The following is a 13993-nucleotide window of genomic DNA, read 5'->3' as shown; positions in this document are numbered from 1 at the left end:
GCTCCGATGACTGCGTTGAAGTACCTCCAGGCCTATCCGGCTACTTTGCAGGACCAAGTGCGCCAGTTGATCGCCGAAGGCCGGCTGGGCGATTACCTGAACCAACGCTATCCGCAAAAGCATGCGGTGCAGAGCGACAAAGCGCTGTATGCCTACGCGCTGGACCTCAAGCAGGAATACCTGCGTAACGCCCCCTCCATCGACAAAGTGCTCTTCGACAACCGTCTGGACCTGACCCATCGTGCACTTGGCCTGCACACCACGATCTCCCGGGTGCAAGGTGGCAAGCTCAAGGCCAAGAAAGAAATCCGCATTGCCTCATTGTTCAAGGAGGCGCCGTCGGAATTTCTTAAAATGATCGTGGTGCATGAACTGGCGCACTTCAAGGAGTCCGACCACAACAAGGCATTCTACAAGTTGTGCGAGCACATGTTGCCCGGGTATCACCAGGTGGAATTCGATGTTCGGGTGTACCTGACCTGGCGGGATATGCCGGTGGCTACAGGCGTGTAGGATCTGCCGCAGGTTCGGGCCGCGATCGGACGATCTTTTGATCTTAACAGGAGCAAACGTGACAGACGTAAGCAAGACCAAGAGCAGCTTCTACCGCCGCCTGTACGTGGCATACCTGATCGACAGCGGCCTGGCCAGCAGCGTTCCGGCATTGACCGAAGTCACCGGGATGCCCCGGCGGACAGCCCAGGACACCATCGCCGCCCTGGCGGATCTGGATATCGTTTGCGAGTTCGAACAGGAAGAAGGCGCGCGCAACCACGCCGGGCGCTATCGGATTCGCGGGTGGGGAGCAATCGATCGCGGCTGGATCGAGCGTAACCTTCGGCAGATCAAGGCGGTGCTGGAGTATCCCTGAGTTTCTACGGTGTTTGATCTGACGCCTTCGCGAGCAAGCCCGCTCCCACAGTAGATCTTCGGCATGACAAAGATCTGTGGGCCTGCTCGCGAAAGGAGCCCTTACGAACGACGCATACCGATATGTGGAATCCCGTCCTCGACATACACCTCGCCCGCGACTTCAAACCCGTACCGCCCGTAATACCCCTGCAAATGCACCTGGGCCGAGAGATAGACCGGCATCTCAGACCAACGCTTCTCAATCTGCTTCAGCGCCTGGGCCATCATTTCATGACCCAGCCCGGTGCCTCGCGCCTGTGGCGCAATGATCACGCGGCCGATTACGACATCGCCGCCCTGTAGCTCGGGATCGAGCAGGCGCAGGTAGGCCACCAGCCGATCTTCGTCCCAGGCCATCAAATGACAGGTGTCGCCCTCCAGGTCCTGGCCATCGATGTCCTGATAAATGCATTTCTGCTCCACGACGAACACCTCGGCGCGCAGTTGCAAAATGGCATACAGCTGCTCTTTGCCCAGATCGCTGTGGTGTTTGCAGACCCAGTTGATTGTCATGTGCCGATTCCCTGAAAACGTCCTTGTGATACTAGGCGCCTGGACGATAGATGTCTCCATGGCGTAGTAATCTGTGACAAAGACCAAAATGCCATCATTCATTTATCGCGGTGCTGTCTTCTTTGTGTAATCTGAAACGGAGCGATGTGCAGTGCTGCAACGAGCTGACATCGAGTGCCTGGGGGTGCCGGTACGGAGTCTTGGCGTTTTCGCTGAAAACATGTCGGGCAGCCGCCCGCTGAGGATTTTCTGGCATGCCGCGTTTGCATCGAGCCTTTGCCTTGTTTGGATTGCTGTTGCTGACTAACGCGGTGGCAGCAGAAAAGTTGCGGCTGGTGGCGGACGCCTGGCCTCCTTTCACCGACGCCACGTTGTACAACGGTGGGTTGGCCACGGATATTGTCAATACCGCCTTGGCCCGAGCCGGCTATGCCAGTGATTTCGAGCAGGTGCCTTGGGCGCGGGCGTTGCTGGGGGTGGGCGAGGGTCGCTATGACGTTCTGGTCAATGCCTGGTTCGATGAGGAACGCACACGGCTCGGCCAGTTTTCGGGCGAGTACCTGATCAATCGCGTGCGTTTTCTCAAGCGTAAGGATGTACCCATCGAATTCAGCAATTTGCAGCAGCTATACACCTATCCGATTTCGGTGGTGCGTGGCTACGCCTATTCTCAAGCCTTCGATCAAGATGTTTCATTGCAGAAGATTCCGGTACATAACTTCGCCATGGCCGTACGCATGGTTGCTGCCGACAGGGTCAAGTTGACCCTGGAAGACGAATACGTCGCTCGTTACTACCTGGCCCGCGAATCTCCCAAAGTCCGTAACGCCGTGGAGTTCTTGCCCAAACCGCTGAGCGAGAACGGCCTGCACATTTTGGTCAGCCTGAAGAATCCGCAGCATGAGCAGATTGTCGCCGGTTTTGACCGCGCCATTGCGGCAATGAAGGCCGACGGCAGTTATGCGCGGCTGATGAAGCGACACGGCATGTAGGCGGTGGCTGTTGGTCCGGGCACCACCGCTCTCAATCTTCGCTGGTGTCCTTGATCAAATGCGCCGCCAGCGTACGCAATGGCCCCAACTGCCGGCAGATCAACGCCAGTTGCGTCTGCACCAATCGCTGGCCCTCGTCGATTTCATCGGGCATCTGCTCGAGCGTATTGGCCAACGCTTCCTCCTCATCGCTCTGAATGGCAATGGCGGATTTACTCGCCAGGCCTTGGGCAATTTCATCGATGCTGGCGGCCAGTTTCACTCCCGCGCCTTCGATCAGGTGTTCGCGTACATCCTGCGGTAATTGGGTTTCCCGATGCGCGCCCAGCCCGGACAAATAACTGAGCAAGGTGTGCGACAACACCAGGAAGCGGAACCCGACATCCGCTTCCTTACGGAAATGTCCCGGCTCCATCAGCATGTTGGCCAGGGTGGTCGACAGCGCAGCATCGGCGTTGTGAGCGTTGCGCCGCGCCAGGCGATACGCCAGGTCGTCGCTTTTGCCGGCGGCGTATTGCTGCATGATCTGGCGCAGGTAGATGCTGTTGCAGGTCAGGGTGTTGGCCAGCACTTTGTTCAGGCGACGACCCTGCCAGTCCGGGAGGAACAGGAACACCGCCAACCCGGCGATCAGGCTGCCGAGCAGGGTATCGAACAGGCGTGGCAGGAGCAGTCCGTAGCCGTCGCCCACCTGGTTGAAGCAGAACAGCACCATCAGGGTGATCGCCGCCGTCGCCAAGGTGTAGCGCGTGGTGCGGTTGGTAAAGAACACTACCCCGGCGGCAATCGCGAAACTCGACTGGATCAGCGGGTTCGGGAACAGGTCGAACAGGGCCCAGGCCAGGGTCAGGCCGATCGCGGTGCCGATGATCCGCTGGCCGAGCTTGCGCCGGGTTGCACCGTAGTTCGGTTGGCAAACAAACAGCGTCGTGAGGATGATCCAGTAACCCTGGGACGGGTGGATCAAGTGCACCATGGCGTAGCCGATGCTCAAGGCCAGGGGCAGGCGCAGGGCATGGCGGAACAGCAGCGAGGTCGGCGTCAGCTGTGTGCGCAAGCGTACCCAGACATCCTTTAGATTGCGCGGCGAGCGGTCGAGCAGGCTGCTGTCGGTGGCGTCGGCAAGGGTGTCGGGGTTGCTGGCATCGCTGAGCAGGCGGTCAAGTGTGGCCAGGTTCGCAGCCAGTGCCCGCAGTGAGCGCAACAGCCCGCGCCAGGCAGGATTGCTCTGAATGCGCAGGTGTTCGAGGGAGGCGTGCAGGTCGCCCAGGGCTTCGGCGAAACTCGCGTCATAGGTGAACGGCTGGCGCATCTGGATCGATTCGGCCAGCGCCCGGCAAGCCTTGCCTTGCTGGCGCAACAAGCGCTGGCAGCGGAACAGCACGTCGCTGTGGAAGAATGCATCGGCCAGGGCGTTGTAAGGGTAGTGCGAGGAACTGGCGCGTTCGTGGATGTCCTGGGCCAGGAAGTACAGCTTCAGGTAACGGCTGACTTTCGAGCCCGGTCGACCGTTGCCCACCCGGTGCAGGATGATTTCCTTGGCGGCGTTGAGTGCCGCAACCACGCGGCCGTTCTGCTGGGCCAGCTCCAATCGCCGAGCCTCCACGTCCATCTGCCGGATCGGCTCGAAAAGCGACGACTTCAACTTCAGGTAATAACCCAGCTCCCGGAACAGTTTCGCCAGGCTCTGCTGCACGGGCTGATTGGAAAACAGTGCCTGCCACAACACCGAGAGCAACCCGTACCAGGCGGCACCCGCCACCAGCAGCACCGGCTCATGCCAGAAATCGGTAACCGCGCCGCCGCGCTGATCGACACCGATCATGGTGTAGACCGAAAGAATCAGCGTCGCCGAGGCAATCGCCCCGTAACGCTCGCCAAGGGCGCCGAGCATGGTCAGGGCGAAGGCGGCCAGGGCGAAGGCGATGATAAAGAGTATGGGGTAGGGGAACAGCAGTTCGACCGACAGTGCGGCGACGGCAAAACACACCAGCGTCACTGCCAACGCGTTGAGGCGCCCCTGCCAGCTGTCATCGGTTTCGGCCAGGGCGCTGGCGATAATCCCCAGGAACAACGGGATCAGCAGCCCCATTTCATCCTGATACCAGCACAAGGCCATGGTGCCGGTCAGGGCGATGAATACCCGCACGCTGTAGCTGAATTTATCCAGTGCCCAAAGGCGGCGCAGAGACTGACGGAGTGAGGTCGATGACATGAAGTGCGAAGGCCTTCCGAGGCAATGACGCTAAATTGAGCCAGTAATGACGCCGACGCAATGGCGGCGATCACATCTGACAGCAAAATCTGTTCCTTTATCGATCAGTACACAGTCAGTGTGGGAGCGAGCCTGCTCGCGAAAGCGGTGGGTCAGCCAACATCAATGGAGGCTGACAGATTGCATTCGCGAGCAGGCTCGCTCCCACAGTTTTGATTCGTGTTTGTCAGACGTACTGCGCAGCCGCGTAACCCGAGGCCCAGGCCCACTGGAAGTTGAAGCCGCCCAGGTGCCCGGTGACGTCCAGCACTTCACCGATGAAATACAGGCCAGGGCTTTTGAGCGATTCCATGGTCTTGGACGACACCTCGTTGGTATCGACGCCGCCCAACGTCACCTCGGCAGTGCGATAGCCTTCGGTGCCTGCCGGCACGACTTTCCAGCTCGCCAGCTTTTCGGCAATGTTCGCCAGTTCGGCGTGGGTGTACTGCTTCATCGGTTTGGAAACGAACCAGTTGTCCGCCAGCAGGTTGGCCATCTTCTTGGTGAAAATTTCACCGAGCAGGGTTTTCAGTTCACTGTTCGGGCGTTCGGCTTGTTGCTGTTGCAGCCAGCTTGGTACGTCGTGGTCGGGTAGCAGGTTGATTTCGACGGTGTCGCCGGATTCCCAAAACGAAGAAATCTGCAAAATCGCCGGTCCACTGAGACCGCGGTGGGTGAACAGGATGTTCTCGCGAAAGCTCTGGTCATTGCAGCTGACCAGGCAATCGACCGAGGTGCCGGACAGCTCGGTGCATAATTCCTTAAGCTGATCGGTGATGGTGAATGGCACCAGGCCGGCGCGGGTGGGCAGCAACTCATGACCGAACTGTTTGGCCACTTGATAGCCGAAACCGGTGGCGCCCAGGGTCGGGATCGACAAGCCACCCGTGGCGATCACCAGGGATTCGCAGGTAACCTGCCCCAAAGTGGTGTCCAGCAAATAGCCCTTTTCAAGCTTCTCGATGGTCTGGATCGAGGTGTCCAGATGCAGGCTGGCGCCGACCTGATTGCACTCATCGAGCAACATTTCGAGGATGTCGCTGGACTTGTTATCGCAGAACAGTTGGCCGAGCTTTTTCTCGTGGTACGGCACACCGTGCTTGGCCACCATGCCGATGAAGTCCCACTGGGTGTAGCGCGCCAGTGCGGATTTGCAGAAGTGGGCGTTCTGCGAGAGAAAGTTGCCAGGTTCGGTGTACATGTTGGTGAAATTGCAGCGGCCACCGCCCGACATCAGGATTTTCTTGCCAGCCTTGTTGGCGTGGTCGAGCAACAGTACCTTGCGCCCGCGCCCGGCGGCGGTCAGTGCGCACATCAAACCTGCGGCGCCAGCGCCAATGATCACGACTTCGGTAGAGCGCAAAACGGTGTCCTCTAAATGTGTCACCACAAAGCAAACTGTGGGAGCGAGCCTGCTCGCGAAAGCGGTGTGTCAGGCACCTTAATGTTATCTGACACTCAGTCTTCGCGAGCAGGCTCGCTCCCACAGGGGGTAGATGCGTTGTTGTTACAGGATGCGCACGCGCAACGAGCGGCCCTTGATCTTGCCGTCGTTCAGGCGCTGCAAGGCCTGCTTGGCGACACCGCGCTCCACTGCCACATAGGCCTGGAAGTCGAAGATCGCGATCTTGCCGACTTGGGCGCCGGGGATGCCAGCTTCACCGGTCAGTGCGCCAAGGATGTCGCCCGGACGAACCTTGTCCTTGCGGCCGGCAGCAATGCACAGGGTGCTCATCTGCGGCAGCAGCGGACCGCCACCCTGGGAGGTGAGGTTGTCCACCTGGTCCCAGGTCAATGGGGATTTCTGTAGCTGTTCGATGGCTTGGGCGCGCTGGGCTTCAGACGGTGCGACCAGGCTGATGGCGAGGCCTTTTTCACCGGCGCGGCCAGTACGGCCAACGCGGTGGATGTGGATTTCCGAATCACGGGCCAGTTCGACGTTGATCACCATGTCCAGCGAGTCGATGTCGAGGCCACGGGCGGCGACGTCAGTGGCAACCAGTACGGAAGTGCTGCGGTTGGCGAACATCGCCAACACCTGGTCGCGATCACGCTGTTCAAGATCGCCGTGCAAGCCGACGGCGGAGATGCCTTTGGCCGTCAGGTGATCGACGGTTTCCTGGACCTGCTGCTTGGTGAAGCAGAACGCCACGCAGGACGCCGGGCGGAAGTGGCCCAGCACCTTGGTCACGGCGCTCATGCGATCGTCCGGGGAAATTTCGTAGAAGCGCTGTTCGATCTGGGTGTCGTCGTGGAACGCCTCGGCCTTCACTTGCTGCGGGTTACGCATGAATTTCGACGCCAACTGCTTGATGCCCACCGGGTAGGTGGCGGAGAACAGCAGTGTCTGGCGACGCTCGGGGGCCTGCATGATGATTTCTTCGATGGAGTCGTAGAAACCCATGTCGAGCATGCGGTCGGCTTCGTCGAGGATCAGGGTGTTAAGGCCATGCAGGACCAGCGAGCCCTTGCGCAGGTGTTGCTGGATGCGTCCCGGGGTGCCGACGATGATGTGCGCGCCGTGTTCCAGCGAAGCGATCTGCGGGCCGAGGGATACGCCGCCGCACAGGGTCAGGACCTTGATGTTGTCTTCGGCACGGGCCAGGCGACGGATTTCCTTGGCGACCTGGTCAGCCAATTCACGGGTAGGGCACAGGATCAGCGCCTGGCAACCGAAGTAGCGCGGATTGATCGGGTTCAGCAGGCCGATGCCGAAGGCCGCGGTCTTGCCGCTACCGGTCTTGGCCTGGGCGATCAGGTCCATCCCCTTGAGGATCACCGGCAAGCTCTGCGCCTGGATCGGCGTCATCTGGGCATAACCGAGGGAGTCGAGGTTAGCCAGCATGGCGGCGGACAGCGGCAAAGTATTAAATTCGGTGGCGATGGTGGTCACGGGACTGGCCTGCAAAACAAAATGTCGCGCAGTGTACCAGCCCGATGGCCATTCGCCCTAAGGTTCGATGTGCTCTTCCGGACGCTTGACGCGCCGTCCGTCTTCCTTTGAGAGTTGGGAAAAGATCGCTGCCGCCAGCATGGCCATGATTCCGACGGTCACAAACGTCAGTTGGAACGCGCCCAACACCGTCTCCACGCCGTCATTGTCGATCCCTGCCGTGAAACCGCCTAGCAATGCGCCGGCGCAGGCCACACCCAGGCTCAGGGACAATTGCGCCACCACCGACAGCAGGCTATTGCCGCTGCTGGCACTGGCGTCGTCGAGGTCGATCAGGGTCACGGTGTTCATCGCGGTGAACTGCAAGGAGTTGATCGCCCCCAAAACTGCCAGCAGGCACAACAGCAGCCAGTAAGGTGTCTGCTCGCTGACCAGGCCCATGCTCGCCAGCATGATCCCCAGCGCCAGGGTATTTCCGGTCAGCACGATGCGGTAGCCCAGGCGTTCGATCAGCGGTCGCGCCACCCACTTGGCGATCATCGCGGCGGCCGCCAGTGGCAGCATGCTCATCCCGGCCTGGGACGGTGAATAACCCAGCGCCACTTGCAGCAGCAGCGGCACGAGGAACGGCAGGGCGCCACTGCCGAGCCGGGCGAAGAGGTTGCCGAGAATGCCAACGGCAAAAGTCCGGGTCTTGAACAGCGACGGCGCAAACAACGGATTATCAACGTGGCCGGCGCGCAGCCAGTAGGCTGCCAGGCAAGCCATGCCGCCGAACAGCAGCAGCATCACCCGCAGGTGCGGCAGGTGCAGTTCGCCCAGGCCTTCCATGGCGATGGTGATCAGGATCATCGCCGCGCCGAACAGCAGGAAACCCAGGCTATCGAAGCGGGTACGCTCGGAGCCGCGCAGGTCCGGGATGAATTTCCACACGGCGTAGCAGCCCACGAGTCCCACCGGCAGGTTGATCAGGAAGATCCAGTGCCAGGTCAGGTATTCCACCATCCAGCCGCCCATGGTCGGGCCGAGCAACGGCCCGAGCAGGCCGGGGATGGTGATGAAGCCCATGATCCGCACCAGTTCCGAGCGCGGGTAGGCGCGCAGCACCACCAATCGCCCGACCGGCAACATCAGTGCGCCGCCCAACCCCTGGATAACCCGGGCGCCGATCAGCATGCTCAGCGTGTTCGACATTGCACAGAGCAACGAGCCGAGGCTGAACAGCAAGATGGCGCCGAAGAAGATTTTGCGGGTGCCGAAGCGGTCGGCGATCCAGCCCGAGGCGGGGATCAGCAAGGCGACCGTGAGCATGTAGGCAATGATTACGCCCTGCATGCGCAGGGGATCTTCCGCCAGGTCGCGGGCCATGGCGGGCAGGGCGGTGTTGAGGATCGTCCCGTCCAGGGACTGCATGAAGAAGGCAATGGCGACGACCCAGGGCACCCAGCGGGCGGTGACAGGATCGAGAGGCGGGCGGTTGGGCATGGGACCTCTTGTAGTTGAAGTTGTTAATGCAAGGCCATCGTCGGTCGCAGTCCCTGTGGGAGCGGGCTTGCTCGCGAAGAGGTCATCACGTTCAACATCAATGTTGACTGACCCACCGCCTTCGCGAGCAAGCCCGCTCCCACAGGGTGCCCTGTGTGCTGGGGATTTGTGTTTACAGGGTCAAGGTCAACCGGCTAATAAGCGCCCCCGGCAACAGCGCCGATGCCGTCGCCCGCTGGCTGTAGGTGCTCGCCGACAACAGCAGTTCGCGTTCCGCGGTCAGCGCTTCCAGCTGTGAGCCCAGCAAACTGTAGGCGCTGTCATCGAAGCGCATGGTGCTGACCGGAGCCTGGATCTTGCCATTTTCGACCCAGAAGGTCGCAAACCGCGTCATGCCGGTCAGGCGTGCGGCCGGTTGATCCGAAAAGTTCAGGTACCACAGGTTGCTGATGTACAAGCCTGTACCGAGTTGCTCGAGTATCTCTGCCTCAGGCAAATCCCCGGCGCGCATGTTCAGGGCGGTTGGCGACTCTCCACCACTGGCGCCGTTGGCGGTCAAGCCGTACTCTGCGGCGCTGCGTGAGCCCACGAGTTGCGCGCCGGCCTTGCCCTCGACGATCAACCCCAGGTCGCTGCGCGGATAACCTTCGTCGGAGAACGCCGGGCTCAGCGAACCGCTGACTTTTTCCTCCAGCGAGACCAACGGGCTGAATGCTTGATCACCCCCGTAGAGCTTTTGCAGCGGACTGCTTTTGCTGGCAATCGACTGCGCCGAAAAACCGCCCCAGCACAGCATGCCCATGATTTCTTCCAGCGCGGCGGGCGCCAGGTAGGCGCGGTACTGACCCGGCGCCAAAGTGCGCAGCGGCCGTCCCAGGTATTCCAGCTGTTCACGTGCTTGCTGGAAGCGTCTGGCAAAGCCTTCGGTGTTCCAGTCGTGCCCGGCATAGCTGGCCTTGACCGCTTGGCCGTTTTCATGGAACAGGCTGAAATCGAAGTTGAAACTGTTGGCCTGATGCCAGCCGAAGGCGCCAGCGGAACTGGCGAAACCGCGGCTGATCGGCCCTGCCGCATAGAACCCGACCAGGTCCAGTCCTTCGGCGGCCTGGGTGATTTCGCCGACCACTTGCTCGGTGTCCGGTAGCGGGTGCTCCTGCACGTTCTGGCTTTGCCAGCCGTTGTGATTGAGCAGCAGGTAGGGGTCCTGGGGCAACAAAGGCAAGGTTTCGCGCAGTTGTTGCAGACCTTCGGCCAGACGCTGATGGTCGACTGCAGGGTCGCCTGCCAAGGTGATTTGCAGGTCGGCGTGGCGGCCATCGTTGATCAATTTCAAACCGATGCTGGCCTGTTGCACCTGTCCGGCCTGACGCACCTTGGCGTGGTTGAAACGCACGAAGGCCGATGATTCGGCGGCGTAGCTCAGGGTGAACTGTTCCGGTTCGCGTAACGCTTCGCGCAATCGGGCGATCAAAGCCTTGAACGAATCGGCCTGGGCTTTCGACGTAGTCATCAGCTGTCTCCCCCAAAAACATCAACGTTGCTGAATACGCAGGCTGGCGAGGCATGGCCGACGCGAATCACCTGGTTTGGTTCGCCCTTGCCGCAGTTGGGCGTACCCAGGACCTTGAAGGTGCTGGCATCGCCGACCGCGCTGAGGCTTTTCCAGAACTGCGCGGAAATCGCCCGGTAATTCGGGTTCTTCACCACGCCCTTTAATTCGCCGTTTTCAATCAACTGACCCCATTCGCAACCGAACTGGAATTTGTTGCGCGCATCATCAATGGACCACGAGCGGTTGGTGCTCATCAGGATGCCGTGCTCGATGTTGCCGATCAGTTGCGCAAGCGGCTGATCGCCAGGTTCGATGTTGAGATTGGCCATGCGGTCGATCGGCGGGCGGTTCCAACCACAGGCACGGCTGTTGGCGACACCGTCCAGGCCCGCGCGAAATTGCGAGAGTGCACCGCCCAAGGGGCGCAGCAACAGGCCTTCGCGAATCAGGAATTGTTTGCTGGCAGCCGTGCCGTCGTCGTCATGGCCATAGCTGGCGAGCTGTTCGGGTATATCGGGGTCGAAGGTCACATTGAGAAGTTTAGAGCCGTATTGCAGGCGGCCAAAGTCTTCTGCCTTGACGAAACTGGTGCCAGCGTAATTGCGTTCATCGCCGAGGATGCGGTCCAGTTCCAACGGATGACCGATGGATTCGTGGATTTGCAGCATCATCTGGTCGGGCATCAGCAGCAGATCGCGTGGACCTTGCGGCGTGTTCGGTGCCAGCAGCAGTTGCAGCGCCTGATCGGCGACCAGCGGGCCGGCACCGACCAGGCCGCAGCGGCTGATCACATCCGCGCCACCCTGCTGGCCGAAATTCTCGCGACCCAGGCTGCGGGTCTGGCTGTCGTTACCGTCGTAGGCGGTGACATCGAGGCCCGGGTAGACGAAGCGTTGGGCCTGGCGCAGTTCGGCGCCGGCGCTGTTGAGGTAGATCTGCTCGACGTGGGTGATGCCGAGGCTGACCTGCCAGCTCACCAAGCGCTCGTCCTTGGGCACGGCGGCGGATTCGGCCCCCAGCAGCTGATAGCAGTCGCTCAGGGAGGGGAAAGGCTGGTCGAGGGTCGGCGAGAAATAGTCGGCACGGTCGCTGGAAACGGCGTGTTCGCGCAGGTCCAGCAGGGCATGGGGCTTGAGTCGGCGCGCCTGCTGTTCGGCGCGTTCGAGGGCGGCTTGCAGGCCCTGTTGCGACAGGTCATTGGTGGCCGCATAGGCTTCGACGCCATTGACTCGCACGGTCAGCATCGCGCCTTCGTCGCGGCTCAGGCTCGGCGGTTCGGCGACGTTCTTGCGCACCGACAGGTACTGGCCGGACTCTCGCACATAACGCAGGGAAAAGAATTCGGCGCCCGTGCGCAAGGCAGCAAAGCGCTGCTTGAGCTGGGGGTGGAAATCGAACATTCGGGAACCTCCTTGGTGTGGAGCATCGATGTTGCGCGGGGAGGGTGAAGCATTTGCGTGGCGCTAGAGTAGGCCTGCGAGGGGGATGGATCAAGGATGGAGCGGTGTCAGCGGGGATTGATCGTTCCCACGCAGCGCGTGGGAACGATCAGGGGGAGGCTTACTGTGCGGTGGCGCTGACTTCCCGCACAGGCTTGCCCTTCACCGGCGCATCGCCTGCTACGTAGTACTTGGCCTTGCTGCGCGGCAATGGCTTGCGACCACGGATCTTGTCGGCGATTTTCTCGGCCATCATGATCGTCGGCGCGTTCAAGTTGCCGGTGGTGATGATCGGCATGATCGAGGCATCGACCACGCGCAGGCCTTGCATGCCATGCACGCGACCCTCGCCATCGACCACGGCCATTTCGTCGGTGCCCATCTTGCACGAGCAGGACGGGTGGAACGCGGTTTCGGCGTGCTCGCGGATGAACTTGTCCAACTGCTCATCGGTTTGCACTTCGATGCCCGGGCTGATTTCGCGGCCACGGAAGGCGTCCAGTGCCGGTTGCTGCATGATTTCACGGGTCAGGCGGATGCCGTCGCGGAATTCCTGCCAGTCCTGCTCGGTGGCCATGTAGTTGAACAGGATGCTCGGGTGCTGGCGTGGATCCTTGGACTTGGCCTGGATGCGCCCGCGGCTTGGCGAACGCATGGAGCCCATGTGTGCCTGGAACCCGTGCTCTTTCACACCGTTGCTGCCGTTGTAATTAATCGCTACCGGCAGGAAGTGGTACTGGATGTTCGGCCATTCGAATTCCGGACGGGTACGGATGAAACCGCCGGCTTCGAACTGGTTGCTGGCACCGATGCCGGTGCCGTTGAACAGCCATTCGGCACCGATCGCCGGCTGGTTGTACCAGAGCAGCGACGGGTACAGCGAGATGGGTTGGGTGCACGCGTATTGCAGGTACAACTCAAGGTGGTCCTGCAGGTTTTCACCGACGCCCGGCAGGTCGTGAACCACCGGAATGTCGAGCTTTTTCAGCAGTTCGGCCGGGCCGACGCCGGAGCGTTGCAGGATTTGCGGCGAAGCGATGGCGCCGGAGCACAGCAGCACTTCCTTGCGCGCCTTGGCTTCAACGCGCTCTTCGGCGGAGCCAACCAGGTAGCGCACGCCGACCGCACGCTTGCCTTCGAACAGGATCTTATCGGTCAGGGCGTGGGTGACGATGGTCAGGGTCGAACGCTTCTTGGCGATGTCCAGGTAACCGCGGGCGGTGGAGGCACGACGGCCTTTGGGCGTCACGGTGCGGTCCATCGGACCGAAGCCTTCTTGCTGGTAGCCGTTCAAGTCTTCGGTGCGTGGATAACCGGCCTGTACGCCCGCTTCGACCATAGCGTGGAAAAGCGGGTTGTTGCCGGCTTTCGGTGTGGTCACGCTGACCGGGCCGTCGCCACCGTGGTAGTCGTTCGGGCCGATGTCGCGGGTTTCCGCCTTGCGGAAATACGGCAGGCAGTCCAGGTACGACCAGTCCTCGAGGCCTGGCAGTTTTGCCCAGCCGTCGTAATCCATGGCGTTGCCACGGATGTAGCACATGCCGTTGATCAGCGAGGAGCCGCCGAGGCCCTTGCCGCGGCCGCATTCCATCCGGCGACCGTCCATGTGTGGTTCTGGATCGGTTTCGTAGGCCCAGTTGTAGCGACGGCCTTGCAGCGGGAACGCCAGGGCGGCCGGCATCTGCGTACGGAAATCCATGCGGTAGTCCGGGCCGCCGGCTTCGAGCAGCAGGACGGTGACGCCTTCATCTTCAGTCAGACGGGTCGCCAGGGTGTTACCGGCCGAGCCGGCACCGATGATGATGTAATCGAATTCTTGGGACATTGAATGCACCCTCTTGAAAGTTGGTCAGGTCAGGCCACGGCGAGTGCTGCGCACTCGATTCGCGAGCAAGCCCGCTCCCACATTTGATCTCTGGTGTACACAGGATCTGTGTCCACCTCTGGCCC

Annotated in this window: 11 protein-coding genes; 3 read left to right on the top strand and 8 right to left on the bottom strand. The window is 61.1% G+C overall.

The window, feature by feature from the left end; genetic code table 11:
* Positions 1-6 precede the first annotated feature (6 nt).
* Both AC3WWR_RS08705 and AC3WWR_RS08700 read left to right on the top strand, forming a co-directional pair.
* On the top strand, positions 7-513 hold the full coding sequence (locus AC3WWR_RS08705) for a M48 metallopeptidase family protein (protein WP_020800874.1): 507 nt from the start codon (positions 7-9) through the stop codon (positions 511-513).
* A gap of 58 nt (positions 514-571) precedes the next feature.
* Positions 572-871, top strand: a complete 300-nt coding sequence (locus AC3WWR_RS08700; protein WP_020800873.1) for a winged helix-turn-helix domain-containing protein — start codon at positions 572-574, stop codon at positions 869-871.
* 101 nt (positions 872-972) lie between these two features.
* Here AC3WWR_RS08700 and AC3WWR_RS08695 read toward each other — a convergent pair whose 3' ends face one another.
* Complete coding sequence (locus tag AC3WWR_RS08695) at positions 973-1425, bottom strand: GNAT family N-acetyltransferase (RefSeq protein WP_492598648.1); 453 nt, start codon at positions 1423-1425, stop codon at positions 973-975.
* 254 nt (positions 1426-1679) lie between these two features.
* Between AC3WWR_RS08695 and AC3WWR_RS08690 the strand changes: the two genes are divergently transcribed.
* On the top strand, positions 1680-2417 hold the full coding sequence (locus tag AC3WWR_RS08690; RefSeq protein WP_492598647.1) for a substrate-binding periplasmic protein: 738 nt from the start codon (positions 1680-1682) through the stop codon (positions 2415-2417).
* A gap of 31 nt (positions 2418-2448) precedes the next feature.
* Here the strand turns inward: AC3WWR_RS08690 and yccS are convergent, their stop codons facing one another.
* From yccS to betA, 7 genes are all read right to left on the bottom strand, one after another.
* A complete protein-coding gene (gene yccS, locus AC3WWR_RS08685; protein WP_020800870.1) occupies positions 2449-4632 on the bottom strand; it encodes a YccS family putative transporter in 2184 nt (727 codons plus the stop codon).
* A gap of 226 nt (positions 4633-4858) precedes the next feature.
* Positions 4859-6037 (bottom strand): BaiN/RdsA family NAD(P)/FAD-dependent oxidoreductase, encoded by a 1179-nt coding sequence (locus AC3WWR_RS08680; protein WP_492598646.1) that lies wholly within the window; start codon positions 6035-6037, stop codon positions 4859-4861.
* Between the two features lie 144 nt (positions 6038-6181).
* The gene (gene dbpA, locus AC3WWR_RS08675; protein WP_231989930.1) at positions 6182-7519 is read right to left on the bottom strand and encodes an ATP-dependent RNA helicase DbpA; all 1338 of its coding nucleotides are present in this window, start codon (positions 7517-7519) and stop codon (positions 6182-6184) included.
* 105 nt (positions 7520-7624) lie between these two features.
* On the bottom strand, positions 7625-9052 hold the full coding sequence (mdtD, locus tag AC3WWR_RS08670) for a multidrug transporter subunit MdtD (RefSeq protein WP_151143622.1): 1428 nt from the start codon (positions 9050-9052) through the stop codon (positions 7625-7627).
* A gap of 172 nt (positions 9053-9224) precedes the next feature.
* Positions 9225-10562: a TldD/PmbA family protein gene (locus AC3WWR_RS08665; protein ID WP_151143619.1), complete on the bottom strand. Its 1338-nt coding sequence runs from the start codon at positions 10560-10562 to the stop codon at positions 9225-9227.
* On the bottom strand, positions 10562-12004 hold the full coding sequence (locus tag AC3WWR_RS08660; RefSeq protein ID WP_020796095.1) for a TldD/PmbA family protein: 1443 nt from the start codon (positions 12002-12004) through the stop codon (positions 10562-10564). The genes AC3WWR_RS08665 and AC3WWR_RS08660 overlap by 1 nt, the downstream gene beginning before the upstream one ends.
* A gap of 160 nt (positions 12005-12164) precedes the next feature.
* On the bottom strand, positions 12165-13868 hold the full coding sequence (betA, locus tag AC3WWR_RS08655; RefSeq protein WP_432668675.1) for a choline dehydrogenase: 1704 nt from the start codon (positions 13866-13868) through the stop codon (positions 12165-12167).
* Positions 13869-13993 lie beyond the last annotated feature (125 nt).

This window comes from Pseudomonas sp. EB271-G4-1, assembly GCF_058791355.1.
The sequence above is the reverse complement of the archived record's forward strand: the minus strand, read 5'-3'. Positions and strand labels throughout refer to the sequence as shown.